The sequence below is a fragment of the Acinetobacter sp. NIPH 542 genome (genome assembly GCF_000369825.1).
GTDB classification, from domain to species: domain Bacteria; phylum Pseudomonadota; class Gammaproteobacteria; order Pseudomonadales; family Moraxellaceae; genus Acinetobacter; species Acinetobacter oleivorans.
On sequence record NZ_KB850208.1, the window covers coordinates 134,135 to 158,013 of the forward strand.

General features: G+C 39.9%; 27 protein-coding genes. 17 read left to right on the forward strand and 10 right to left on the reverse strand.

Going from position 1 to position 23,879, the window contains the following annotated elements:
- Nucleotides 1-17 precede the first annotated feature (17 nt).
- The 4 genes from F886_RS18030 (at nucleotide 18) to F886_RS18045 (ending at nucleotide 2,613) form a co-directional block, all read left to right on the forward strand.
- The gene (locus F886_RS18030) at nucleotides 18-323 is read left to right on the forward strand and encodes a DUF3861 domain-containing protein (protein ID WP_005309131.1); all 306 of its coding nucleotides are present in this window, start codon (nucleotides 18-20) and stop codon (nucleotides 321-323) included.
- A 157-nt stretch (nucleotides 324-480) separates the two neighbouring features.
- Nucleotides 481-1,428, forward strand: a complete 948-nt coding sequence (locus tag F886_RS18035; protein ID WP_005309133.1) for a pirin family protein — start codon at nucleotides 481-483, stop codon at nucleotides 1,426-1,428.
- Nucleotides 1,425-1,832 carry an OsmC family protein gene (locus F886_RS18040; RefSeq protein ID WP_005309135.1) on the forward strand — a complete coding sequence of 136 codons (408 nt, stop codon included), beginning with the start codon at nucleotides 1,425-1,427 and terminating at the stop codon, nucleotides 1,830-1,832. The genes F886_RS18035 and F886_RS18040 overlap by 4 nt, the downstream gene beginning before the upstream one ends.
- A gap of 112 nt (nucleotides 1,833-1,944) precedes the next feature.
- The gene (locus tag F886_RS18045) at nucleotides 1,945-2,613 is read left to right on the forward strand and encodes a glutathione S-transferase family protein (protein ID WP_034591566.1); all 669 of its coding nucleotides are present in this window, start codon (nucleotides 1,945-1,947) and stop codon (nucleotides 2,611-2,613) included.
- A 41-nt stretch (nucleotides 2,614-2,654) separates the two neighbouring features.
- On the opposite strand, the gene F886_RS18050 is transcribed toward F886_RS18045, so the two are convergent.
- The gene (locus F886_RS18050; protein ID WP_005309139.1) at nucleotides 2,655-3,269 is read right to left on the reverse strand and encodes an SPOR domain-containing protein; all 615 of its coding nucleotides are present in this window, start codon (nucleotides 3,267-3,269) and stop codon (nucleotides 2,655-2,657) included.
- Nucleotides 3,270-3,423: 154 nt separating this feature from the next.
- Nucleotides 3,424-5,214 (reverse strand): arginine--tRNA ligase, encoded by a 1,791-nt coding sequence (argS, locus tag F886_RS18055; RefSeq protein WP_005309141.1) that lies wholly within the window; start codon nucleotides 5,212-5,214, stop codon nucleotides 3,424-3,426.
- A gap of 496 nt (nucleotides 5,215-5,710) precedes the next feature.
- On the opposite strand from argS, the gene F886_RS18060 reads away from it, so the two are divergent.
- Nucleotides 5,711-7,408: an NAD-dependent malic enzyme gene (locus tag F886_RS18060; protein WP_004795306.1), complete on the forward strand. Its 1,698-nt coding sequence runs from the start codon at nucleotides 5,711-5,713 to the stop codon at nucleotides 7,406-7,408.
- 44 nt (nucleotides 7,409-7,452) lie between these two features.
- Here the strand turns inward: F886_RS18060 and F886_RS18065 are convergent, their stop codons facing one another.
- The gene (locus tag F886_RS18065; RefSeq protein WP_005309143.1) at nucleotides 7,453-8,373 is read right to left on the reverse strand and encodes a Dyp-type peroxidase; all 921 of its coding nucleotides are present in this window, start codon (nucleotides 8,371-8,373) and stop codon (nucleotides 7,453-7,455) included.
- Between the two features lie 159 nt (nucleotides 8,374-8,532).
- Between F886_RS18065 and F886_RS18070 the strand changes: the two genes are divergently transcribed.
- The gene (locus F886_RS18070) at nucleotides 8,533-9,159 is read left to right on the forward strand and encodes a LysE family transporter (RefSeq protein ID WP_004795303.1); all 627 of its coding nucleotides are present in this window, start codon (nucleotides 8,533-8,535) and stop codon (nucleotides 9,157-9,159) included.
- Between the two features lies 1 nt (nucleotide 9,160).
- Here F886_RS18070 and znuB read toward each other — a convergent pair whose 3' ends face one another.
- The 3 genes from znuB to F886_RS18085 are packed head-to-tail and all read right to left on the reverse strand — an operon-like array spanning nucleotide 9,161 to nucleotide 11,232.
- Nucleotides 9,161-9,970: a zinc ABC transporter permease subunit ZnuB gene (znuB, locus tag F886_RS18075; protein ID WP_005309145.1), complete on the reverse strand. Its 810-nt coding sequence runs from the start codon at nucleotides 9,968-9,970 to the stop codon at nucleotides 9,161-9,163.
- 3 nt (nucleotides 9,971-9,973) lie between these two features.
- Nucleotides 9,974-10,762, reverse strand: coding sequence for a zinc ABC transporter ATP-binding protein ZnuC (gene znuC, locus F886_RS18080; protein ID WP_034591560.1), 789 nt, complete (start codon nucleotides 10,760-10,762; stop codon nucleotides 9,974-9,976).
- Nucleotides 10,735-11,232 (reverse strand): transcriptional repressor, encoded by a 498-nt coding sequence (locus F886_RS18085; protein ID WP_005309148.1) that lies wholly within the window; start codon nucleotides 11,230-11,232, stop codon nucleotides 10,735-10,737. The genes znuC and F886_RS18085 overlap by 28 nt, the downstream gene beginning before the upstream one ends.
- 127 nt (nucleotides 11,233-11,359) lie before the next feature.
- On the opposite strand from F886_RS18085, the gene F886_RS18090 reads away from it, so the two are divergent.
- From F886_RS18090 to F886_RS18135, 10 genes are all read left to right on the forward strand, one after another.
- Entirely contained in the window at nucleotides 11,360-12,199 is an 840-nt protein-coding gene (locus tag F886_RS18090; protein WP_005309150.1) for a metal ABC transporter solute-binding protein, Zn/Mn family, read from the forward strand.
- A gap of 170 nt (nucleotides 12,200-12,369) precedes the next feature.
- Nucleotides 12,370-12,768 carry an ATP synthase subunit I gene (locus F886_RS18095; protein ID WP_004795299.1) on the forward strand — a complete coding sequence of 133 codons (399 nt, stop codon included), beginning with the start codon at nucleotides 12,370-12,372 and terminating at the stop codon, nucleotides 12,766-12,768.
- A 104-nt stretch (nucleotides 12,769-12,872) separates the two neighbouring features.
- The gene (atpB, locus tag F886_RS18100; RefSeq protein WP_004795298.1) at nucleotides 12,873-13,748 is read left to right on the forward strand and encodes a F0F1 ATP synthase subunit A; all 876 of its coding nucleotides are present in this window, start codon (nucleotides 12,873-12,875) and stop codon (nucleotides 13,746-13,748) included.
- A gap of 84 nt (nucleotides 13,749-13,832) precedes the next feature.
- Nucleotides 13,833-14,078 carry a F0F1 ATP synthase subunit C gene (gene atpE, locus F886_RS18105; RefSeq protein WP_000424060.1) on the forward strand — a complete coding sequence of 82 codons (246 nt, stop codon included), beginning with the start codon at nucleotides 13,833-13,835 and terminating at the stop codon, nucleotides 14,076-14,078.
- A gap of 38 nt (nucleotides 14,079-14,116) precedes the next feature.
- Nucleotides 14,117-14,587, forward strand: coding sequence for a F0F1 ATP synthase subunit B (locus F886_RS18110; RefSeq protein ID WP_004795296.1), 471 nt, complete (start codon nucleotides 14,117-14,119; stop codon nucleotides 14,585-14,587).
- Nucleotides 14,588-14,599: 12 nt separating this feature from the next.
- Entirely contained in the window at nucleotides 14,600-15,136 is a 537-nt protein-coding gene (locus F886_RS18115) for a F0F1 ATP synthase subunit delta (RefSeq protein ID WP_004795294.1), read from the forward strand.
- 46 nt (nucleotides 15,137-15,182) lie between these two features.
- Nucleotides 15,183-16,727, forward strand: a complete 1,545-nt coding sequence (gene atpA / locus F886_RS18120) for a F0F1 ATP synthase subunit alpha (protein WP_004795293.1) — start codon at nucleotides 15,183-15,185, stop codon at nucleotides 16,725-16,727.
- 77 nt (nucleotides 16,728-16,804) lie between these two features.
- Complete coding sequence (gene atpG, locus F886_RS18125; protein ID WP_002114131.1) at nucleotides 16,805-17,674, forward strand: F0F1 ATP synthase subunit gamma; 870 nt, start codon at nucleotides 16,805-16,807, stop codon at nucleotides 17,672-17,674.
- Nucleotides 17,675-17,704: 30 nt separating this feature from the next.
- Nucleotides 17,705-19,099 carry a F0F1 ATP synthase subunit beta gene (gene atpD / locus F886_RS18130; protein WP_004795290.1) on the forward strand — a complete coding sequence of 465 codons (1,395 nt, stop codon included), beginning with the start codon at nucleotides 17,705-17,707 and terminating at the stop codon, nucleotides 19,097-19,099.
- A gap of 17 nt (nucleotides 19,100-19,116) precedes the next feature.
- Nucleotides 19,117-19,536 (forward strand): F0F1 ATP synthase subunit epsilon, encoded by a 420-nt coding sequence (locus tag F886_RS18135; RefSeq protein ID WP_004795288.1) that lies wholly within the window; start codon nucleotides 19,117-19,119, stop codon nucleotides 19,534-19,536.
- A gap of 58 nt (nucleotides 19,537-19,594) precedes the next feature.
- Here F886_RS18135 and F886_RS18140 read toward each other — a convergent pair whose 3' ends face one another.
- From F886_RS18140 to F886_RS18155, 4 genes are all read right to left on the reverse strand, one after another.
- Entirely contained in the window at nucleotides 19,595-20,191 is a 597-nt protein-coding gene (locus F886_RS18140; protein ID WP_081402319.1) for a hypothetical protein, read from the reverse strand.
- A 143-nt stretch (nucleotides 20,192-20,334) separates the two neighbouring features.
- A complete protein-coding gene (locus F886_RS18145) occupies nucleotides 20,335-20,880 on the reverse strand; it encodes a glutathione peroxidase (RefSeq protein ID WP_004795283.1) in 546 nt (181 codons plus the stop codon).
- Between the two features lie 120 nt (nucleotides 20,881-21,000).
- Nucleotides 21,001-21,765: an AraC family transcriptional regulator gene (locus F886_RS18150; RefSeq protein WP_005309156.1), complete on the reverse strand. Its 765-nt coding sequence runs from the start codon at nucleotides 21,763-21,765 to the stop codon at nucleotides 21,001-21,003.
- 21 nt (nucleotides 21,766-21,786) lie between these two features.
- Nucleotides 21,787-23,001 carry an MFS transporter gene (locus F886_RS18155; protein WP_005309158.1) on the reverse strand — a complete coding sequence of 405 codons (1,215 nt, stop codon included), beginning with the start codon at nucleotides 22,999-23,001 and terminating at the stop codon, nucleotides 21,787-21,789.
- A gap of 135 nt (nucleotides 23,002-23,136) precedes the next feature.
- Here F886_RS18155 and F886_RS18160 point away from each other — a divergent pair, with 135 nt between their 5' ends.
- Entirely contained in the window at nucleotides 23,137-23,790 is a 654-nt protein-coding gene (locus F886_RS18160; RefSeq protein ID WP_081402312.1) for a TetR/AcrR family transcriptional regulator, read from the forward strand.
- The last annotated feature ends 89 nt before the right edge of the window (nucleotides 23,791-23,879 follow it).

Below are 23,879 nucleotides of genomic sequence, written 5' to 3' on the forward strand. Positions count from 1 at the left end.
TAATAGAGAATTTATATATGAAACAACATCAATATCATGTCACTGTACAACATCTAAAGAATCCAAAAGGAGAGGCCTCTACATATACAGAGCGTCTTGAGTTCTATGTGGGTAATCATGACGATATCTTTGAAATTGTGGAGCGTTTAAAAAGAGCAGATTTTTTTGATGATGAAACTACAAAATCTTTTGGGGTTGGACTAAAACTTTTTAGTGAAGTTATGTTGGAAAATCGAGACCACCCTCTATTTCAAGAGTTTTTCCCACAATTTGGATTGTTCATGAAAAACCTAAAACAGCTCGTTAAAACACAATCATCGTAAGCTGCATCATGCAGCTTTAATTTTTCTATAATTAAAAATGGATTGTCTCATTCATAACACCCTGTGTATTACTAAAAGACTATATTGAATAATGAGTGTATTGTTAAGATCAGTACAACAACTCATTGCAAAAGCATAGGTAAAAGAGAGTAATATCATGAGCAATAATAATGATTACGATATTTCTGATTCAAAGGATTGCGAGAAATTTGCCAATCAGTTTATTCAGGAATTTCCAATTCGCTCTGCTGAAATTGGACAGGGGACAGTCATTAAGCGGGCTTTACCTAGCCGACAAAAACGAATGATTGGAGCATGGTGTTTCTTAGATCATGCAGGCCCAGTCACCTTTCCTGCGGGTGATGGTTTAGATGTTGGTCCTCATCCTCATATTGGTTTGCAAACCTTCACTTGGATGATTGAAGGGACCATGATGCATACCGATAGCTTGGGTTCAAAACAACTTATTCGACCTAAGCAAGTGAACTTAATGACGGCAGGTCATGGCATTTCACATACAGAAGTTGCGCCTGATACAGAAACTCAAATGCACGCTGCGCAGCTTTGGATTGCTTTGCCAGATCAAAAGCGCAATATGGATCCGAAATTTGAACATTACCCAGAGCTACCTGTTGTTGAAAAAGACGGTCTAGAATTTACTGTTCTTGTGGGTGAATATTTGGCAACGACTTCTCCAGTAGTGGTACATACGCCATTAGTGGGTGTCGACTTAATTGCTACCGAAGATACCAAAACTCGTATTCCATTAAATCCTGAGTTTGAATATGGTTTTATGGCATTAGATGGTGTTGCCCATGTAAATGGTCATGAGTTAACTGCTGACAACATGGTGGTATTAGATACGGGTCTTAGTGAAATCGAGATTGAAGTAAAAAAAGGCAATCGGATTTTGTTGATTGGTGGTGAACCGTTTGAAACGCCAATTTTACTCTGGTGGAATTTTGTTGCACGTACAATGGATGATTTAAAAGAAGCGCGCGAGCAATGGATTAACCATGATGCGCGTTTTGGTGAAATTCCAGATTATGTGGGTGCACGTTTAGAAGCCCCTGTTCTTCCAGATCAAATGAGAGCATCAAAATGACAGCAGTAATCGCAAGTAGCAAAGCAAAGCCCCTTGCTGAGCAATGGAAGGGCGAAATCACCAGTGGTCGTCATCAATATTTTTGTGATGAGCCTGAAAAACTTGAAGGGCAGGACCAAGGCCCAGCACCCTATGATTTACTCACCGGAAGTTTAGCCGCGTGTACGCTCATTACTTTAAGAATGTATGCGAAACATAAGGGTTATGATTTTGGTGAATTCTCGGTTGAAATTGATTTTCATACCAATAGAGAGCATGAAGAACATATTGAACGTCGTATCGTTTTTAAAGACTTGCCAGATGAAGAACTTCAGCAAAAAATCTTAACGGTATGTAGTAAAACGCCAGTGACTAAAACTTTGTTACGTAGTTTAGACATTCATACTGTGCTTGTTACAGTGTAAAAATGCTATTTTGTGGAGGTGGATGATTTTATATCCATTCCACAAATGGAATAAAACAGCATGTTCACATGCTGTTTTTTATGAAAAAAGAAAAATAAAAGCAGGCAATAACATGATTAGTGTACACCACCTGGAATGTTCGCGATCGTTTCGAATTTTATGGGCTTTAGAAGAATTAGGCTTAGATTATGATATTCATTATTATCAACGCTTACCTAACTATTCCGCTCCAGAAACATTGAAATGTATTCATCCTTTAGGTAAAGCTCCGATTTTGACTGATGATGAGCAAGTCATCGCAGAATCTGCTGTGATTTTGGAATATTTACAGCAGCGTTATGATCAGAAGCAGCAATTTAAACCTACACAGCCCCAAGATTTACAGCAGTATATTTATTGGATGCACTATGCTGAAGGTTCACTTATGCCACTATTAGTCATGACTTTAGTCATGAATAGTGTAAACAAGCATGTGCCATGGTTAATTCAACCAGTAGCAAAAAGAATCACGGAAGGCGTGAAGGCAAATTTTGTTCGCCCACGTATGAAAGATCATATTAGTTTTTTAGAAAACTATTTGGCAGAGCATGAATATTTCGCAGGCGATTTTTCATTTGCTGATATTCAAATGAGTTTCCCACTGGAAGCTTTGCAATCACGTTTGCAAGGGAAATACCCTAATATTCAGGCTTTTTTACATCGTATTCAGCAAAGATCCGCATTTCAGAAAGCGAAACAAAAGGGAATGGGTACTAATGAAAGGAATTGTGCTGATATTTAAAAGAAAAGGAACAATTATTTGTTCCTTTTTTTATTTGCCCTTTACTTGCGTTTGATCACGATAGAATCAATGCCACTGTGTTGTAAGGTTTGTTGAGCGGCCAATGCAGCATCTTGGGAGTCATAAGGACCTGAAATAACACGATACCATATTTGCCCATTTTCACTACTTTTGACTACATCTGCAGATAAGCCATTCAAAATGATTTCTGCACGGCGAGCGTCAGCCTGATCGGGATCGTTATAGCTGCGAACCTGTAAAATATAGGTAGGCTGCTGAGGAGTAGTGACTGAGGGATTAGCATCAATTCCTGCACTTTCTGAAGCTGCTGGTTGAGCTGCACTTGGTGCCTCAACAATCATGGCTGTACCTTGATTTTTACTCTCAGGAATTGCTTGTTCTGGAATAGGTGTTACTTGTTGTTGAGGTAATAGATCGTAGAAACGATAGTCTTTATTGGTATCTTCTTCTTGATAGTGTTCAGAGGTAATCTGATTTTTTGCGGGAACAGGTTGCCAAGGTTTCCAAAGCATAAGCACTACAGCGATACATAAGACCGCCAAAATAGCGACAAGTGTCCCTAACCATTTAGGAATTAGGGGCTTTTTAGGCTTGTTAGGTCTTTCAGATACACCGCGTTGCGTTTTGCCAAACACGTGGATTATTCCTCTGTATTTTGATTGTTTTAATTCGAGTTTGAGTCTCGTATTACGATGCTGAAACAGTGGTTCGTATCAGCTATTTTAACTCTACAAACCACTGCTTACTATATATTGCATGACCTTTATTTACTGCCATGCAATATAATTTTTACATAGATTCTGGTGCAGATACACCAAGCAACTCTAAACCATTGCGCAACACTTGTTGTACATTGATTGAAAGTAATAAACGTGCTTGTGTAAGTTCGGCATCATCGCTTAATACTTTATGTTCATTGTACCAACCGTGGAACAAGGCAGCTAACTCTTTTAAGTAGTTCCCCAACTGATGTGGTTCATACGCATTTGCAGCTCGCAACACAGCATCTGGATAAGCTGCTAATTTAGAAAGAATTTCAGTTTCAGCATCAAGAGACAAGCGTGCCGCATGTGGGCGAGCAGTGTTTACATCGAATGGTAAGTTTGTGCTTGCTGCTTTTTCTAACATACGGCAAATACGTGCATGTGCATATTGGATGTAATACACAGCATTGTCTTTACTTTGTGACACAGCAAGGTCAAGGTCGAAATCGATGTGTTGTTCACTCTTACGCATTACGTAGTAGAAACGAGCCGCGTCATTGCCCACTTCTTTACGCAAGTCACGTAAAGTCACGAACTGACCAGAACGAGATGACATTTGAACCATCTCGCCACCACGCCATAGACTTACGAACTGAACCAAAAGTACAGTTAATTTTTTAGAGTCGTAACCCATTGCATCAATTGCCGCTTTTACGCGAGAAATATAACCGTGGTGGTCAGAACCCCAAATGTCGATTAGGTCCGTATAACCACGTTGTAATTTATTCAAGTGATATGCAATGTCTGATGCAAAGTATGTAGTTTGACCATTACGACGTTTAACAACACGGTCTTTTTCATCACCAAATTCAGTTGATTTAAACCAGATGTTGCCATCTTTTTCATAAAGGAAGCCACGTTGATCAAGTGTTTCTAAAGCTTCATCAATTTTTGCACTAAGAGATGCTTCACTAAACCATTGATTGAAAGTTACACCGAAGTCAGCAAGGTCATCTTTAATGTCATCTAAAATGGCATGAAGAGCAGCTTGGTGGAATACACGGTAGCCTTCACCTAACAATTGTTGTGAATTGGCAATAAGGCCATCAATATGTTTTTCTTTGTCGCCAGATAAAACGACTTTATTGCCGTCGCTATCTAGTTCTTCTGCATATTGTACGTCTTCTGGTACATCTTTATAGACATCAGCCACTTCACGAAGGTAGGCATCGCCATCTTTATCAATAATAGTCTGTGCGATTTCTTTAACGTAATCGCCTTGATAAGCATTTTTTGGAAATACAAGGTTTTGGCCTAGTAATTCTAAATAACGTAAATAAGTAGAAGTCGCCAAAATGTCCATTTGACGGCCGGCATCATTCACATAGTATTCACGATCAACTTTAGCACCTGTTGCTTCAAGTAACGTGGCAACAGTCATACCATATGCAGCACCACGGCCATGTCCTACATGTAGACTAGACGTTGGGTTTGCAGAAACAAATTCAACTTGGATCTTTTTCGCCGCATTCGCTTGGCTGCGACCAAAGATTTCTTTTTGTGCTTGAATTTGGTCAAGAATAGCAAAGCGCTGGTCTGCATTTAAAAAGAAGTTAATAAAACCAGGTCCTGCGATTTCAGCTTTGCTGATATCTGCAACTTCTGGTAATGCAGTTAGAACTTTCTCAGCTAAATCACGTGGTTTCATACCAGCAGCTTTCGAGCCGATCATGGCAATATTAGAAGCAAAGTCGCCATGGCTTCGGTCTTTGGTGCGTGTTAAGTTGCTTGTGTTTTTCCAGTCGGAAGGAAGCACCCCTTCTTGTTGAAGAGTTTGCACTGCATGGTCGAGAGCTGCTTGTATTGCCGTATTCATATCAATCGAAAATAGATGTCGCAGAAAAACGTCAAATATAGCAAATTTCCTAGGAGTTAGGGGAGTGGATTTAATATTCGAGTAATTCTTTTTGTGCAACTTACCGAGTATTATTTTTTAAATGAATATTGCAGGGAGGACTGTCTCATTATTCTAAAAACAAATAAATACAAGCCTTCTGTGATTTTCTAATCAGTAAATGACACTAAAAACCTACTATTATTTCTTGGAGAAATATATGGTAGTATTAAAATATATAGTTTAGGCCGCTAAAATTAAAATAATAAAAGATTTTTTAAAAATATAAAATTATTAAGATATTGATATTTATTGTTTAATTTTATACATGTTTTAACTAAATAGTCTTCAATTTTACCATCACGGTTTAAAATATCTATTTTGAACGAATTAGGCTTAAGCTTATACGCACAAAGAGTTTTAGAGACCATACAAAAACGTGTTTTTCTCTACTCTAAGCTGGAAAATGAGATAGGCAATGATATCAGGACACCCAAGTAAACATCCCCTTTATATCCCATATGCAGGTTTTACACTTTTAGAGTTACCACTTCTAAACAAAGGTTCTGCTTTCACTGAAGAAGAAAGAAGTAACTTTAACTTACACGGTTTACTCCCCCATATTATTGAAACTATTGAAGAGCAGAGCCAGCGCTCTTATCAACAATATTGCGCTTTTACTGATGATATCAACCGACATATCTATCTGCGTAATATCCAAGATACTAATGAAACCTTGTTCTATCATCTAATCGAAAATCATCTTGAAGAAATGATGCCGATTATTTACACCCCAACAGTAGGTGAGGCATGTCAGCGTTTCTCTGATATTTATCGTCGTCATCGTGGTGTTTTCATTTCATATCCAGATCGTGATGTGATTGATGATATTTTGCAGAACGTAAATAAAAATAATGTAAAAGTCATAGTGATTACTGATGGTGAACGTATCTTAGGTCTTGGTGACCAAGGTATTGGCGGAATGGGGATTCCTATTGGAAAACTTTCGCTTTACACCGCTTGTGGTGGGATTAGTCCAGCTTATACATTACCAATCACAATTGATGTTGGAACGAACAATCCACAACTGTTAAATGATCCGATCTATATGGGTTGGCGTCAGCCGCGTATTAGCGGCGATGAATATTACGCATTTGTAGATATGGTGATTGATGCTGTGAAGCGTCGTTGGCCAAAAGCATTAATTCAGTTTGAAGATTTCGCACAAAAAAATGCGATGCCACTTTTAGAAAAATATCGCGATAAAATTTGCTGTTTTAATGATGATATTCAAGGAACAGCAGCAGTATCGGTTGGTAGTTTAATTGCTGCGAGTCGTGCAGCGGGTAAGCAATTAAAAGATCAAAAAATTGCTTTCTTAGGTGCAGGTTCGGCGGGTTGTGGTATCGCGGAGCAAATTGTTGCTCAAATGGTTGCTGAAGGTCTAACCGATGCAGAAGCGCGTGCTCGCGTTTATATGGTAGACCGTTTTGGTTTGATCACTGAGAATCAACCAAACTTGCTCGACTTCCAACGTAAGTTAGCACAAAAAGCTGAGGTGGTTGATCAGTGGGGCAATATTGAAGAAGTGATTTCACTACTTGATGTTGTTAAAAATGCGAAGCCTACAGTGTTAATTGGTGTTTCTGGTCAACCTGGTTTGTTCACCGAAGAAATCATTAAGACCTTAGCGGCAAATTGTGAACGTCCAATTGTCATGCCACTGTCAAACCCAACTTCGCGTGTTGAAGCTGTACCTGCTGATATTGTGGAGTGGACTGAAGGAAAAGCATTAATTGCAACAGGTAGTCCTTTTGCTCCTGTGAATCATCATGGCAAACTTTACAATATTTCTCAGTGTAATAACTCATACATTTTCCCAGGCATTGGCTTAGGTGTAGTGGCATCGGGTGCTAAACGCGTTACTGAAAATATGTTAATGGCCTCAAGTAGTGCTTTAGCAAATTGTTCTCCATTGCTTAAAGATCCACAAGCTGATTTATTGCCACCTTTAGGCGAAATTCAACAAGTTTCTAGAGTTATTGCATTTGAAGTTGCGAAAGCCGCTATGGCTGATGGTGTAGCTGTAACGATTAGTGATGATTTGTTGCAACAGAAAATTGATCAATCATTCTGGAAACCTGAATACCGCAAATATAAGCGTATTCCTTTCTAATAATGAGAAGTTAAAAAGAGGAGCTTATGCTCCTCTTTTTATTTTTAGTCTTCTAGAATTTCTTCTAGTAATTCTTCACTAGGTGCAAAATAATAAGCGCCATCAAGTGGGGTCACGAAGTGCAATAAACGGTCATGAATACCATCTCCACTTGTGCCGAACATACGCTTTAACATGGCATCAATAATACTCAGGTCTTTAGTATAGGCGATGAAAAATAAGCCCTGATCACCTCGGCCATCGCCATAAGGTAGGCTATGGCGCAAGATTTCCATTTCTTCGCCCTCATCATCCTCAACAACAGTGCGGGCAACATGGGCATTTTCTGGCTTAACATCATCATCTAATTCAATAGATTCAAGTTTGGTGCGACCCATGACGTTTTCTTGCGCATCAACTTTCAATTTTTTCCATTTTTCTAAATCATGAGCATAGCGCTGCGCGAAAATGAAACTACCATCGGCAAATACTCCAGCCTCTTCAGGTAGAAGAGCTGTTTCTGCACGATCATCTGGGAACTGAGGGTTTTCAGTACCGTCTATAAAACCTGTAATATCTCGACCATCGAAATAACGGAAGCAAACACGCTCATCAAGAACTTCGACTTTATCTTTAATACCTTCAAAAAATGCTTGGCTTAATGCAAAACAAATATCAGAGCGCATGCTGGCAATATGAATGAGTACATCTGCTGGCACAGATGGCATGTTGAATGCACCTTGTTCTGGCTCAAGCTGTTTAAATCCTACAGGAGTTTGCGAATAGAGCTGTTTCCATAGTTCAGGACCAAAAGCGACTGCTGTTTTAATTTGAGCATCAGAATGCTGAGTAATTAGACGGTCTCGTGCTTCAAATAAAGCTCCAATTTGTTTTTTTAATTCATCAATTGATAAGTCTTTTAAACGAAGAACAATGAAGCGAGCATGATCTGATGGCAATGGCAAAATGACAGATTGAGCAGTCATTGGAAGGTATCTCCTCAATTATAATTTAGTATGAGCTTTAATTATTGTGCCTGATGCGAAGAGCCGTTAGTAGTCTATTTCTTGATTTTATTGTTTGAATTCTGACTAAGATAGCTTTATAAAACAGTATAATTCCACTTTTATAGTCTATTTTTTGCTATGTCTCTGCAAGTTTGGTTCGCTTATATGTTGGCCTGTTGGGTCATTAGTATCTCACCTGGTGCAGGAGCAATTGCTTCAATGTCGAGTGGCCTAAACTATGGTTTTAGGCATGGCTATTGGAATGCAATAGGTTTGCAAATCGCTTTGCTACTTCAAATTTTAGTGGTGGCAGCAGGCGTGGGGGTTTTATTTGCAACGACACCTTTGGCTTTTCAGTTTGTTAAATGGTTTGGTGTGATTTATTTGTTATACCTTGCTTATTTACAGTGGACAGCGCCTATAAAAGATATAGAAATTCAACATGAAAAAAAGAATAAGTCTATTTCTGCTCTGCTGTTAAATGGCTTTGTGGTCAATATTAGTAATCCCAAAGCGATTGTATTTCTATTAGCTGTTTTACCCCAGTTTCTAGATTTGGGTAAGCCTCAATGGATACAGTACCTGATTATGGCTGTAACAATGATTACGATTGATTTGATTGTAATGGCTGGATATACAGGGTTAGCATCAAAGGTTTTAAGATTACTTCGCTCCCCTAAACAGCAAAAATATTTGAATCGAGGTTTTGCTGTGATGTTTAGTTGTGCGGCTTTATTATTGAGTACAGTTCATCAGGCGTCCTAATTTAGGCCGCCTGTGTCTGATTTTTTAGCTTTTGAGTTATGAAAATAACGGCGAAAGTTAAGGCCATGCATAAAACAATACTTAAGCCTGTAGAGATGTTGAGTGCTGCGCTTGACCATAGGCCTACACTCACCCCAAGCTGAGCTAACACAAATGCCCAAACGACCATTTGCTTTGGTGAATTTGCTAGTAGGCGAGCGCTTAAAGCTGGTATTACGAGTAATGCACCCATAAGCAAAGAACCCACCGCACGTAAAGCTAAGACAGTAAATAAAGCCAATAACAGCATAAAAATAAGACGTTGCCAGTTCGCATTTATCCCTTCACTAATTGCAATATCTGGATCAATTGCAAACTGTATTTGTGGCTGCCAAAAGCGATAAAGAATCGCGAGTGATAGTGCAATGATTAAAGTGAAAACAGGTAAGTCGGGCCAATCAATACTAAGTAAGTCACCAAATAAATAACTTAAAAGTTCTGGTCTTAGGCTTGGAACATGTTGAATAAATAATAAACCACTACAGAGTAATGTCGCTGAACATAAGGCTAAGAGCGCATCATTGGGTAAGCGATTGTCATGTAGGGCCCATAAAATTGCGACCAGTAAAACCGCAGTGCCTGCAACACCAAGCCAAAGAGGGAGGCTTAAAGCACCTGCGATAGCAACTCCAAGTAGTGTTCCGTGTGCCATGGTGTCAGCAAAAAAAGACATGCGTCTCCAAAGCATTAGACAACCAAGAGGTGCGGTTAAAAACACCAATAAGGTTCCCATAATCCATGCGGGTAACAATAATTGTAACCATTCCATCATGGCTTAAGCTTCCGGTTCTGGGTGGATGTGAGGACGGTCGTTATGAGGGCAGGGGTGTGCTGCATCACCGTGAGCGCAATGATCATGATGATGTTGATAGAAAACCCGTTGAGTTCCAAAGATTGCCTGATATTCAGGATGTTGTTGAATATTCTCAGGTAACCCACTACAGCAAATATGTTTATTCAAACACACCACACGGTGTGTTCCTTCCATCACCCATTGTAAGTCATGAGAAACAATTAAGATTGCACAACCATATCGTTCTGGCAGACTGCGGACATATTCATAAAGTTCAGCTTCTGACTGAATATCTAAACCTTGCATCGGTTCGTCAAGAACTAAAATATCTGGCTGACGAAGTAGGGCACGCGCTAGTAATACGCGTTGGCGCTCACCCCCGGAAAGTTGTTGTACTTTTGATTGTTGTAACTTGGAGATGCCAGTGTCTTGAATAATTTCCTGACGAAGGGCAGGGCTACACTTTTCTAAATCAAGTAAATCTTGCACACGCAAAGGTAGGCTGTGTGAAGGATTAAATTTTTGTGGCACATACGCCATTTTCAGTTTTTTATAATTAACAATACGTCCGCTACTCGGCTGGAGAATACCGAGTAGAACTTTAATCAGTGTTGATTTGCCAGCACCATTTGGTCCAATTAAAGACACAATTTCATTTTGATGTAGAGCAAAATCAACTTTTTTTAAAATTTCCCGATTATCACGATGAACAGAAACCTGCTCAAGCTGAATTAATACAGGATTTAACGAGTTGTGCGGCACTGTTGGCATTTCCCCGAAATTTCAATAATGCTGTGTTGAGCCACGAACTCATCTGACGCTGCAAGTTGGTCAAGCTGGTGAGTTAAACCTTGAGAAGAGGCTTCTTTAACCATGTGGCATTCGGTACAGATTAGGAATGCTGCTTGGTGGCCTTCGCGAGGGTGGCAACAGGGAATATAGGCATTAATAGAAGTTAGGCGATGGATTAAACCTTTTTCTAATAAAAAATCTAAAGTTCTATATACAGTTGGAGGAGCAGCCGGACGATCAGTTTGACTTTTTATACGTGCGAGTAAGTCATAGGCGCCCATTGGACCCGAAGCATTTAAAATGAGTTCCAAAACTTCTTTGCGCAAAGGCGTAAGTCGTGCGCCAGTCGCAGAACATAAATTTTCTGCTTCAGCTAAACGGTTTGCGACATTATGGTGATCATGTACACCATGCAAAGAATCATGATGTTCATGCGAGCAGGAACTCATAGAAATAACCTCGAATTTTTAACGGAATATTAGCATGAAGCGATGCTTCATTCGATTAATCTTAGGTATTTTTGTAACTTTGTTATATTATAACATGCTTCGAGCTAATTTAAATTGATGGTCTGTCATGTTCCGTTTTTTTGTTTTCAGTATGTTCTCTCTTTTGAGTACGTTAGGGTGGAGTCAGGGTTTGGTGGTTTCTACACACCCGATCTATCTGATTGCAAAAGAAGTCACTCAAGGTGTTGAAGAACCACAACTCTTATTAAAGGGACAAACTGGGCATGACGTACAATTAACCCCAGCGCACCGTAAAGCAATTAATGATGCATCATTGGTCATTTGGTTGGGTAAGGCTCATGAAGCACCTCTAAATAAATTGTTAGGTAATAATAAGAAAGCGATTGCCTTATTAGATAGTGGCATAGTTTCTGTTTTACCCCTGCGTAGTACCCGCGGTGTAGCTTTGCCTAATACAGTAGATACTCATGTGTGGTTAGAGCCAAACAATGCAGTTCGAATCGGTTTCTTTATTGCAGCTTTACGTTCTCAGCAGCATCCTGAAAATAAGGCTAAATATTGGAATAATGCTAATCTCTTTGCTCGCAAAATGTTTCAGGCAGCACAAGCTTACGACAGTACAAGTAATGGTAAACCATATTGGTCATATCATGATGCCTATCAATATTTAGAACGCTCTTTAAATTTAAAGTTCGCAGGCGCTTTGACAGATGATCCTCATGTTGCACCAACAGCAGCCCAAATTAAGTATCTTAATGATAATCGACCAAAAGGTCAGATGTGTTTGTTGGCGGAAAGTTTTACCACTAAAAGTCAGTATCAAAAATTAGGTAACATTACTTTTCAACCCGTAGACGAGAGCATGAATAACGAGGATGATTTCGTCACTGCATGGAAGAAACTGGCTATAAAAACAGATAAATGTGTATTAAGTACGCAAAAGTAAGATAAAAAATAAACAAAGGCTGACTGTAGCGTCAGCACCACCTGTCATGAAAAACCCCGACTAAAGTCGGGAAAAGATTGCATGTTCAGGGGTGTAACTCTATAATGCCTGCGATTAAAAGCGATCATCAGCTAAACTTGTCAAGCATTTATGCTGTGAGTGGATAAATAATGAGCCAAACTAGTCGCTTGATTGACCGACGATTAGCAAAAGCTTTGGTCTTCTTACAAGCATGTATGATCCCTGTTTCCGCCCTAGTGGCGTGGAGCATAAAAGACATGACAGCAGCATTAAGTGCGGCACTTGGTGCACTGGTTTGCTGGCTTGCTATGAGTTATTTCTCGTGGCAATCCTTCAGGACAGCAGGTGCGAGAGCATCAAAACAAGTGCTGTCTAACATGTATAGGGGCATGTTAGGCAAATTTGCAATCATGATCGTTGGATTTATTTTGATTTTGAGCAATGTTAAACCTTTATCACCGTTAGCATTGCTGTTTGGTTTTATTCTCGTTCAGACAATGTCGTGGGTCGCTCCATTTTGGGTGTCACGTCTACAAAAACGGGTGTAGAAACAAGAAGAATTGAAGATTTTTTGGAGGGTAGCGAGATATCGACAGTGCGCCGATGTTCGTTTCCCTTCTTTTTAGTAATTGACATTGACCAGGTGTGATTTATGGCTGCTGAAGAACATGCCCTCACTTCGACAGAGTATATCAAGCATCACTTGACCAATATGACCTATGGCAAAATGCCAGATGGTACATGGAAATTGGCTGAGACTGCTGAAGAAGCTCATTCGATGGGGTTCACTGCAATTCACTTGGATTCAATGGGTTGGTCAATTGGCCTTGGTGTTATTTTCTGTTTGATGTTCTGGATCGTTGCGAAAGCTGCTAATGCAGGTGTTCCAACTAAATTCCAGTCTGCAATTGAAATGATCATCGAGTTTGTTGACTCAAGTGTCCGTGATACTTTTCATGGCAAATCACGTTTAATCGCTCCGCTTGCACTCACTATTTTCGTGTGGATTTTCCTCATGAACTTAATGGACTTGATCCCAGTTGACTGGATTCCTCAAGTTGCAGCGTTTGTAGGTGCAAACGTATTTGGTATGGACCCTCACCACGTTTACTTCAAGATCGTTCCATCTACAGATCCAAACATTACTTTAGGTATGTCTTTATCTGTATTTGTACTTATCTTGTTCTACAGCATCCGCGAAAAGGGTGTTAGTGGTTTCGTTGGTGAATTGGCACTTAACCCATTTAACCCAAGTAATCCAGTTGCAAAAGCGTTGCTTATTCCAGTGAACTTGATTTTGGAATTGGTAACATTCCTTGCTCGTCCGATTTCATTAGCTCTCCGACTATTCGGTAACATGTATGCCGGTGAGTTGATCTTTATCCTAATTGCTTTATTGCCGTTCTGGATTCAATGGGCGTTGTCTGTGCCTTGGGCGATCTTCCACATTCTTGTAATCACGTTGCAGGCATTCATCTTCATGATGCTTACCATCGTTTACTTGAGCATGGCAAGCGAAAAACATTAATGGTATTGCCTAACTATCAAACGATGGTTGGGCTGAATTTTTTTAATTTAATTTGGTAATAACCTAACCTCTGAGGAATTTTTCATGGAACTCACTTTAGGTCTAGTTGCAATTGCATCTGCTATCTTGATCGCTTTCGGTGCTTTAGGTACTGCGATTGGTTTTGGTCTTTTGGGTGGTCGCTTTTTAGAAGCTGTTGCTCGTCAACCAGAATTGGCTCCACAACTTCAAACTCGTATGTTCTTAATCGCGGGTCTTCTTGATGCTGTGCCTATGATCGGTGTTGGTATTGGCTTGTTCTTCATCTTCGCTAATCCATTTGTAGGTTAATCATCTTAATTCCTAAATCCACTATTTGAGGAATTGCAATGAATATCAACCTCACATTGATTGGTCAAGCGATTGCGTTTGCATTCTTTGTTGCATTCTGCATGAAGTTTGTTTGGCCACCACTAATCAATGCGATTAGTGAGCGTCAGCGTAAAATTGCTGATGGCTTAAATGCAGCAGAAAAAGCGAAAGCTGATCTTGCCGATGCACAATCGCAAGTAAAGCAAGAGCTTGATGCAGCTAAAGCACAAGCGGCTCAATTGATCGAACAAGCGAACCGTCGTGCAGCACAATTGATCGAAGAAGCTCGTACTCAAGCTGCGGCTGAAGGTGAGCGTATTCGTCAACAGGCTAAAGAAGCTGTTGATCAAGATATCAATTCTGCTCGCGAAGAATTACGTCAACAAGTAGCTGCTTTGGCAGTAACTGGCGCAGAAAAAATCCTGAACCAGCAAGTTGACGCAGAAGCTCATAATGCCATGCTGTCTCAGCTGGCTGCTAAACTTTAAGAGAGGCGAATCATGGCTGAACTCTTGACGTTGGCACGTCCGTATGCCAAAGCAGCATTTGCTTATGCTTCTGAGCAAGGTGCAACAGACAATTGGTCGAATGCGTTACAAGTGCTCAGTGCTGCGGTGCAAGACGAAGCATTTTCCGCTTATTTAAATCGCCCTGAACTTACTCCTGTGGAGCAAGTGAAGCTTTTTGCTAAAGTTTTAGGTGAAGGTCAATCTCAAGCAGTGTCTAACTTTTTGACACTTCTTGCAGATAACGATCGTTTAATGTTGTTACCTGAAATTGAAGCAGAATATGAACAGCTTAAATCACAGAATAACAACAATGTGGATGTCGTGATTGAATCGGCTTTCCCATTAACTGCTGAACAAGAGCAATTGTTGAAATCTGCTTTAGAAAAGCGTTTCAACAGTACTGTAACTGTTTCAGTTGAAGTTAAACCTGAGCTTATTGCAGGTGTTGTAATTCGTGCAGGCGATCAAGTGATAGATGATTCTGCGCTTAACAAGCTTGAAAAAATGCGTACTCGTCTTCTTGCATAATGCAAATGATGAAGACTGAACTAATAAAAGATTGAGGAATAGCGCAATGCAACAACTGAATCCATCCGAGATCAGTGCGCTCATTAAACAGCGTATCAGCGATCTGGACACCAGCGCGACCGCTAAAAACGAAGGTACCATTGTTATGGTATCCGACGGTATCGTGCGCATTCACGGTCTTGCTGATGCAATGTACGGTGAAATGATCGAATTTGACGGCGGCTTATTTGGTATGGCACTGAACCTAGAACAGGATTCAGTGGGTGCCGTTGTCTTAGGTAACTACTTAAGCCTTCAAGAAGGTCAAAAAGCTCGTTGTACAGGTCGTGTACTTGAAGTTCCAGTTGGTCCGGAACTTCTTGGCCGTGTTGTCGACGCTTTGGGTAACCCAATTGATGGTAAAGGCCCAATTGATGCAAAATTAACTGATGCTGTTGAAAAAGTAGCACCAGGCGTAATTTGGCGTCAATCTGTAGACGAACCTGTTCAAACTGGTTACAAATCAGTTGATACCATGATTCCTGTGGGTCGTGGTCAGCGTGAGTTGATTATTGGTGACCGTCAAACTGGTAAAACAGCAATGGCGATCGATGCGATTATCGCTCAGAAAAATTCTGGCATTAAATGTGTATACGTTGCGATTGGTCAAAAACAATCAACAATTGCAAACGTTGTACGTAAGCTAGAAGAAACTGGCGCTATGGCGTATACAACTGTTGTCGCTGCTGCGGCTGCTGATCCTGCTGCAATGCAGTACTTAGCTCCGTACTCTGGCTGTACAATGGGTGAATACTTCCGTGACCGCGGTGAAGACGCTCTTATTATTTATGATGATTTGTCTAAGCAAGCAGTTGCTTACCGTCAAATTTCATTACTTTTACGTCGTCCACCAGGTCGTGAAGCGTATCCGGGTGACGTATTCTATCTTCACTCACGTCTTCTTGAACGTGCTTCTCGTGTATCTGCTGACTACGTTGAGAAATTCACTAATGGCGCAGTAACTGGTAAAACTGGTTCTTTAACTGCATTGCCAATTATTGAAACTCAAGCAGGTGACGTATCTGCATTCGTACCAACGAACGTAATTTCGATTACTGACGGTCAGATCTTCTTAGAAACATCATTATTCAACGCAGGTATTCGTCCTGCTGTGAACGCGGGTATCTCTGTATCTCGTGTTGGTGGTTCTGCTCAAACTAAGATCATCAAAAAATTGTCTGGTGGTATCCGTACTGCTTTAGCACAATACCGTGAATTGGCTGCGTTTGCTCAGTTCGCTTCTGACCTTGATGAAGCAACTCGTAAGCAACTTGAACATGGTCAACGTGTAACTGAGTTAATGAAGCAAAAGCAATATGCTCCTTACTCAATTGCTGACCAAGCTGTTTCTGTTTATGCATCTAACGAAGGCTATATGGCTGACGTAGAGGTTAAGAAAATCGTAGACTTTGATGCTGCGTTAATTTCTTACTTCCGCGCAGAATATGCTCCGTTGATGAAACAAATCGATGAAACTGGTGATTACAACAAAGACATCGAAGCAGCAATCAAAGCAGGTATTGAAAGCTTTAAAGCGACTCAAACTTACTAAGTTCAGTTTTAGTTAAGTTTGGTTCACGGATCAACCTTCGGAAGCTCGAAAGAGCTTTCGAATACTAGGTTAAGCGTATGGCAAATTTAAAAGAAATTCGCGCCAAAGTAGCTAGTATCAAGAGCACGCAAAAGATTACTCGCGCGATGCAAATGGTAGCTGCTTCTAAAATGCGTCGTGCGCAAGAGCGCATGGCTCAGGGCCGTCCGTATGCCGATAATATGCGCCGTGTAATTGCTCACTTGGTCCAAGCAAACCCTGAATACAAACACCGTTATATGGTTGATCGCCCAGTTAAGCGCGTTGGCTATATCGTAGTGTCTTCAGATCGTGGTTTGGCAGGTGGCTTGAACATTAACTTGTTCAAGAAAGTTGTGCAGCATGTCAAAGCACAACAACAGCAGTCAATTGAAGTTGAATTTGCTTTAATTGGTCAAAAAGCGGTTTCGTTTTTTAAGAATTACGGCGGTAAAGTGCTTGGTGCAACTACCCAACTTGGCGATGCGCCGAGTTTGGAACAGTTAACTGGCTCAGTACAAGTTATGCTTGATGCATTTGATAAGGGCGAATTAGATCGTATCTACCTCGTATCAAATGGCTTCGTTAATGCAATGACTCAGCAGCCTAAAGTAGAACAACTTGTTCCTTTAGCACCAGCAGAAGAAGGCGATGATCTCAACCGTACTTATGGTTGGGACTATATCTACGAACCAGAAGCAGAAGAATTGTTAAATGGTTTGTTGGTTCGCTATATCGAGTCTATGGTTTATCAAGGTGTGATTGAAAACGTTGCATGTGAGCAGTCAGCTCGTATGGTCGCGATGAAAGCAGCGACAGACAACGCAGGACAACTGATTAAAGACCTACAACTCATTTACAACAAGCTGCGTCAAGCCGCGATTACTCAGGAAATTTCCGAGATCGTTGGCGGTGCCGCTGCCGTTTAACATTATTAAGTTTGAATTGAGGAGACAGCAATGAGTAGCGGTCGTATCATTCAGATCATCGGCGCGGTTATCGACGTCGAGTTTGAGCGCAATAGCGTTCCTAAGATCTATGACGCTCTCCAAGTTGACGGTACTGAAACTACATTAGAAGTTCAGCAACAGCTTGGCGATGGTGTTGTTCGTACCATCGCAATGGGTTCTACAGAAGGTCTTAAACGTGGCCTTAACGTAACCAGCACAAATGCACCGATTTCTGTTCCAGTAGGTCCAGCTACGCTTGGTCGTATCATGGACGTTTTGGGTCGCCCGATTGATGAAGCAGGTCCTGTTGCGACTGAAGAGCGTTTGCCGATTCACCGTGAAGCACCTTCTTATGCTGAACAAGCAGCTTCTACTGATCTTTTAGAAACTGGTATTAAAGTAATTGACTTACTTTGCCCGTTTGCAAAAGGTGGTAAAGTTGGTTTATTCGGTGGTGCGGGTGTTGGTAAAACCGTTAACATGATGGAGTTGATCAACAACATCGCGAAAGCTCACTCAGGTTTATCTGTGTTTGCTGGTGTTGGTGAGCGTACTCGTGAAGGTAACGACTTCTATCACGAAATGAAAGATTCTAACGTTCTTGACAAAGTAGCAATGGTCTACGGTCAGATGAACGAGCCACCAGGTAACCGTTTACGCGTAGCGTTAACTGGTTTGACTATGGCTGAATACTTCCGTGATCAAAAAGACGAAAATGGTAAAGGTCGTGACGTATTATTATTCGTCGACAACATCTACCGTTATACACTTGCAGGTACTGAAGTATCAGCATTGTTAGGTCGTATGCCATCTGCGGTAGGTTACCAACCTACACTTGCAGAAGAAATGGGTGTTCTTCAAGAGCGTATTACATCTACTAAATCTGGTTCGATCACATCGATCCAAGCAGTATATGTACCTGCCGATGACTTAACAGATCCATCGCCTGCAACTACATTTGCTCACTTAGATGCAACAGTAGTATTGAGCCGTGACATCGCATCTTCTGGTATCTATCCAGCGATCGATCCACTTGACTCAACTTCACGTCAGTTAGACCCATTAGTTGTTGGTCAAGAGCATTATGAAATTGCTCGTTCTGTACAGAACGTATTGCAACGTTATAAAGAGCTTAAAGACATTATCGCAATCTTGGGTATGGATGAGTTAGCTGAAGAAGATAAATTGGTTGTTTACCGTGCGCGTAAAATCCAACGTTTCTTCTCTCAACCATTCCACGTAGCTGAAGTGTTTACTGGTGCTCCTGGTAAATTAGTACCACTTAAAGAAACGATTCGTGGCTTTAAAGGTCTATTAGCTGGTGAATACGATCACATCCCAGAACAAGCGTTCTATATGGTTGGTGGTATTGACGAAGTGATTGCTAAAGCTGAGAAACTCTAATTTAAGGAGATCATCTCATGGCGACTATGCAATGTGATGTCGTAAGTGTTAAAGAGTCTATTTACTCTGGCGCAGTAACGATGTTAATCGCGAAAGGTGCTGGTGGTGAGCTTGGTATTTTGCCAGGACACGCTCCACTTGTAACCTTGCTTCAACCGGGCCCGATTCGTGTTCAGTTGGAAAATGGTACAGAAGAAATCGTCTATGTATCTGGCGGTGTTTTAGAAGTTCAACCTCATGTTGTAACGGTTCTTGCAGATACTGCAATCCGTGCAGACAACTTGGATGAAGCTGCAATTTTAGAAGCACGTAAAAATGCTGAACAATTGCTTGCGAACCAAAAGAGTGATTTGGACTCAGCTGCTGCTTTGGCATCTCTATCAGAGATCTCAGGCCAGCTTGAAACAATCCGTAAAATCAAAAACCGCGCTCAATAAGACGCGGTTCGAGATTGAAAAAGCCACCGTAAGGTGGCTTTTTTTATAAGTTAATTTTTTAAGATTCAGTTTTTGAGTCTGATTTTTCATCTCCAGCCATAATCATGGCGGCTAACTTAACCATATCCATTTGAATAGTATTTAGCTGTTTTTCAATTTGGTCAAAATTGATTTGATCTAATTTCCCATTTAATAACGGCATACTAAGAGCTTGTTGATTGGCATGTAATAAACTTTGGCGAATATTCTCAATTTCCTGACTTTTGATATCTAAGGTGAGAAGAGCTTGATTTAAACCTTGTAATTGCTGTTTTAAAGTTGAAACAGTTGTTTTTAATTCACTTTGATTCTTATCTTGAATTGCTTGTTCAACGTCAAGTTGAGTGTCTTTAAGCTGTTCAACATAATCTCCAGCTTTAAGCTGTAAATTAGCAGCATCTCGGACCATATAAAAAATATTGCCGCTTTTGAGTTCAGTTTTGCTAGGAGCAATATCTGATTCTTGTCGTTCAATAGCTTGATCCGATGCCTGTTCACTTATTTCAGTATTTTCTTGTTCAGTAGCATGATCTCGTGCTTGATCACACCCGAGTAAAAGCATGCCTGAGGCAAAAATTACAAAAGGAAGAAATGCACCCTGTAAAACTTTTTTCATAACTACAAACAACATCAAATAAAGCAAATAGGTACTATAGGCATAAAATATGGAGAAAGATTGTATTTTTGCAAACAAACAACACTTTGATCAGATAATAAAAAAGAGCGTAGAAAACGCTCTTTTTCACGTTTTTAAAACCGTTATTTTGCTAACTCTGCTTCAACTGCTTTAACAATTTGTTCATCATCCGCAGTTAGGTTTGGAGCAAAACGAGCCACTACTTCGCCATTTTTATTAATTAAGAATTTTTCGAAGTTCCATAAAACTTCTGGAGCTGGATTAGTTGGAATACCTAAGCCTTCTAAGCGCTCACGGAAAGGTCCTTCACCAGTACGTTCTGGTTGAGCTGATGTCAAAGTTGCATACAGTGGATGCTTATCTTCACCTGCAACAGATACTTTAGAAAATAAAGGGAAGTGAACATCGTAATTTAATGAACAGAATTGTTGAATTTCTTCATCAGAACCTGGTTCTTGTTCCTTAAAGTTGTTTGCAGGGAAACCTAAAATTTCAAGACCTTGATCTTTTTTTGCTTGATAAAGCTTTTCTAGACCTTCGTATTGTGGAGTTAAACCACATTTAGAAGCAGTATTTACAATAAGTAAAACCTTACCTTTGTATTGTTCGAGGTCAACCGTTTCGCCTGAAATGGCTTTTACTGGAATGTGATATACAGATTGTGTCATGAGTCTTTCCTGAAGATTGTAATTGATATCAAGTAACGCATTTGTTTTAACTGCTATTGATGGTCAGTGCAATAATATTCGTGTTCAAAAAAGAAAAAGTTTTTAGAGATAAACTAAATTCTAGTTATTTCTCATTTGGATAGGCGTTTGCCCTGTATAACGTTTAAAAAACTCGATAAAACTTGAGCTATGTTGATAACCTAAATCGTAAGCTAAACGCTTAATGGAGGTCCCTTGGCGGATCTGATGAATGGCATAAACAATTTTGGCTCGGTTACGCCATTCCGATAACGAAAGCTGAAGCTCTTGTTGACTCAAACGTAATAAGTGGCGATCGCTGACCGAGAAATTTTGTAGCAACTGCTGTAAAGAGTGATCAAAAAGTAATGGGTCTGAGAGTTTTTCTAGAATAGGCAATAAAACAGGATGACGCGTTTGCGGTAAATAATGTGAATATGCAGGAGCTTGTTTAAGTTGATCGAATAAAACTTGTAAAAGATGCTCTAAATATTCAGCTTTTTCGGTTTGTTTTTGCTGTTCGAGAATTTGTAAAACTAAGGTTCGAAAGAAAGGTTGAATACTAAAGCATTTACAGACGTCACCTAAAATAGAACAGAGGCTAGGGTGTAGTCGAATACAGATATAGTGAATTTCATGGTCGATATGAGTAGATTGATGAACTGTTTGAGGAGGAATCCAAAGCCCATAGCTTGGAGGAGATAAGTAGATTTGTTCCTCTACTTGCATTTCCAAAATACCATTCAAACTGAAATTAAAATCTCCCCAGAGGGATGCATGAGGACGAACAATATCTTCTTTTTGGTATAGAAACTCATGAACTTCTATACTGTTCAATAAAGAAAATTGTTGGTCCTCATTTTTCATTTATTTACTCTGAATAATATTTCAATTTTCACAAGTCGCTTTAGGATTATTTAAACCTTTTGCTAAGGTAAATGTACTCAGTAATGCTAGTGCAACAAAGCTTAATACACCATAAATTAAAGTATTTTCATTGAAATGATCAACTACATATCCACCTAATAATGAACCTGTCGCAATCATCACCTGAAACATACCTACAAAAAGAGGCATACCTTTTTCAACTGCATTTGGTGCATGTACAAACATCCAGATATTTGCTGAGGTAGGGAAAGCGCCAAATGCGAAGCCCCATAAAGCCGTTAAGACAATAGCACCAAATTCATGAATGGCAAAAAGTGGGAATCCAAAAAATACAATTGCAAAACAAGCACTAACAAAAGCAAGTGTATATCGGACATTTAAATTACCGCTATATCCGGCGAATGCATTTCCGAAAATACCTGCAATTCCATAGAGCAATAGTAATGAACTAATTGTTGTGCCGTTAAAGCCTGCAATATTTTTGAAAAAAGGTGCTAAATAGCTATAGGCACAAAAATGAGCAAGTCCAATCAGTAAAACAATCAACATACCACTACGTGCTTTAGGAGTACGTAATAATGCTGGTAAGTCTCTTATATGAATTGCTGAGTCTGGAACAAGTTTAGGTAAGAAGATTAATTGTAAGATTAAAACAATTAAACCAATTCCTGCTGTAATTCCAAAAGCGCTGCGCCAGCCATAAAACTCACTTAACCATGTTCCAATCGGAACACCTAAAACTGTCGCAAAAGTTACACCAGCCATTACTACAGCTGTTGCTTTCGCAATAGGAAGATGCGAGGGAGCTAATTTCCCACTTAAAGCAATTGCTGTCGCCCAGAACCCCCCAATCGAAATTCCTAAAATTAAGCGACTGAGTAATAAAATATGGAAGTTTTCTGCAAAGGCAGTAATGGTATTGGCAATGACCATAATGGCTGTCAGCAAGATAAGCACATAACGCCGATCAAGTTGTTTCACAGATACAGGTAATAGAGGGGCGGCAATTGCCGCCATAATGCCGGGTACAGTAATAATAAGACCAGCTGTACCTACAGAAATATTTAAATCTGTTGCAACACTATTTAAAACACCAACAGGTAAAAATTCACTTGTTACTAATGCAAACGCTGCAATCGCAACGGCCAAAATGGCAAACCAGCTCCCTTGAGGGGAGGTCGTGGGTCGCGCTTTAGAAATAGAAGATTGGTCCATAGGAAATCCTTACTTGGCTAAATTTAGAGTGAAGAAAGGCAATTTATTAATTAACTAACGATCATTATGAAAATAAAATAGTTGATAAAAAATCGAACGTCAATTAATTTAATAACGATTGTTATAAAAATAGATGTGATCTTTATGACAAATAGGCATGAAACGAATTTAGCTGTTACAGAAGACGCGCTGAAAAAAAAGCGTGGACGTCCTAAATGCTTTGATGAACAACAGGTTTTGCAAAAAGCAATGTTGCTGTTTTGGGAACATGGTTATGAAGCAACGTCTATTAGTGATTTAACACAAGCTTTGGAAATTACAGCACCGAGCTTATACAGTACTTTTGGCGACAAAGAAGGGCTGTTTTACAGAAGTGTTGATTACTATTTGGCTCATGAAGGATGTCCGATTGACACTATATTTGTAGAAGCAAAAACTGCAAAAATTGCTGTTGAGTTATATCTTTATGACATTGTTAAAAGATTGGTTCAGCCGAATAAGCCAGCAGGTTGTATGGTAGTTGTTGCTGCTATGAATTGCTCTGATGCAACTCAAGATGTACAGCAAAATCTATTAGATAAGCGTATAAAGACAAAAGAAAAATTATTAAAACGTCTTCAGCAAGGTGTGGAGCAAGGGGATTTATCTTCTCATGCGCCTTTACAGGAAATGACTGATTTTTATACCACTGTCATTCAAGGGCTGACTATTCAAGCGAGAGATGGTGCGAGTAGCGAGCAATTACATAAAGTGGTAGGTCATGCGGTGAAAGCTTGGACATTATTTTAGATTCTAGAAAAAGATAATGTCCTAAGTTCAATATCAATGTCAGAAATACGATATTTCAATTTATTAAGACATTCTTCAAAATAAAATCT

Coding starts and splice junctions, on each gene's coding strand:
- F886_RS18045 (WP_034591566.1), top strand. CDS start 1,945: ATGATTAGTGTACACCACCTGGAATGTTCGCGATCGTTTCGAATTTTA.
- F886_RS18110 (WP_004795296.1), top strand. CDS start 14,117: ATGAATATCAACCTCACATTGATTGGTCAAGCGATTGCGTTTGCATTC.
- F886_RS18150 (WP_005309156.1), bottom strand. CDS start 21,765: ATGAAAAATGAGGACCAACAATTTTCTTTATTGAACAGTATAGAAGTT.
- atpB (WP_004795298.1), top strand. CDS start 12,873: ATGGCTGCTGAAGAACATGCCCTCACTTCGACAGAGTATATCAAGCAT.
- atpA (WP_004795293.1), top strand. CDS start 15,183: ATGCAACAACTGAATCCATCCGAGATCAGTGCGCTCATTAAACAGCGT.
- atpD (WP_004795290.1), top strand. CDS start 17,705: ATGAGTAGCGGTCGTATCATTCAGATCATCGGCGCGGTTATCGACGTC.
- F886_RS18030 (WP_005309131.1), top strand. CDS start 18: ATGAAACAACATCAATATCATGTCACTGTACAACATCTAAAGAATCCA.
- F886_RS18040 (WP_005309135.1), top strand. CDS start 1,425: ATGACAGCAGTAATCGCAAGTAGCAAAGCAAAGCCCCTTGCTGAGCAA.
- F886_RS18035 (WP_005309133.1), top strand. CDS start 481: ATGAGCAATAATAATGATTACGATATTTCTGATTCAAAGGATTGCGAG.
- F886_RS18065 (WP_005309143.1), bottom strand. CDS start 8,373: ATGACTGCTCAATCTGTCATTTTGCCATTGCCATCAGATCATGCTCGC.
- F886_RS18140 (WP_081402319.1), bottom strand. CDS start 20,191: ATGAAAAAAGTTTTACAGGGTGCATTTCTTCCTTTTGTAATTTTTGCC.
- F886_RS18155 (WP_005309158.1), bottom strand. CDS start 23,001: ATGGACCAATCTTCTATTTCTAAAGCGCGACCCACGACCTCCCCTCAA.
- F886_RS18070 (WP_004795303.1), top strand. CDS start 8,533: ATGTCTCTGCAAGTTTGGTTCGCTTATATGTTGGCCTGTTGGGTCATT.
- F886_RS18115 (WP_004795294.1), top strand. CDS start 14,600: ATGGCTGAACTCTTGACGTTGGCACGTCCGTATGCCAAAGCAGCATTT.
- znuC (WP_034591560.1), bottom strand. CDS start 10,762: ATGCCAACAGTGCCGCACAACTCGTTAAATCCTGTATTAATTCAGCTT.
- atpG (WP_002114131.1), top strand. CDS start 16,805: ATGGCAAATTTAAAAGAAATTCGCGCCAAAGTAGCTAGTATCAAGAGC.
- F886_RS18085 (WP_005309148.1), bottom strand. CDS start 11,232: ATGAGTTCCTGCTCGCATGAACATCATGATTCTTTGCATGGTGTACAT.
- F886_RS18145 (WP_004795283.1), bottom strand. CDS start 20,880: ATGACACAATCTGTATATCACATTCCAGTAAAAGCCATTTCAGGCGAA.
- F886_RS18095 (WP_004795299.1), top strand. CDS start 12,370: ATGAGCCAAACTAGTCGCTTGATTGACCGACGATTAGCAAAAGCTTTG.
- F886_RS18135 (WP_004795288.1), top strand. CDS start 19,117: ATGGCGACTATGCAATGTGATGTCGTAAGTGTTAAAGAGTCTATTTAC.
- F886_RS18060 (WP_004795306.1), top strand. CDS start 5,711: ATGATATCAGGACACCCAAGTAAACATCCCCTTTATATCCCATATGCA.
- argS (WP_005309141.1), bottom strand. CDS start 5,214: ATGAATACGGCAATACAAGCAGCTCTCGACCATGCAGTGCAAACTCTT.
- atpE (WP_000424060.1), top strand. CDS start 13,833: ATGGAACTCACTTTAGGTCTAGTTGCAATTGCATCTGCTATCTTGATC.
- znuB (WP_005309145.1), bottom strand. CDS start 9,970: ATGATGGAATGGTTACAATTATTGTTACCCGCATGGATTATGGGAACC.
- F886_RS18090 (WP_005309150.1), top strand. CDS start 11,360: ATGTTCCGTTTTTTTGTTTTCAGTATGTTCTCTCTTTTGAGTACGTTA.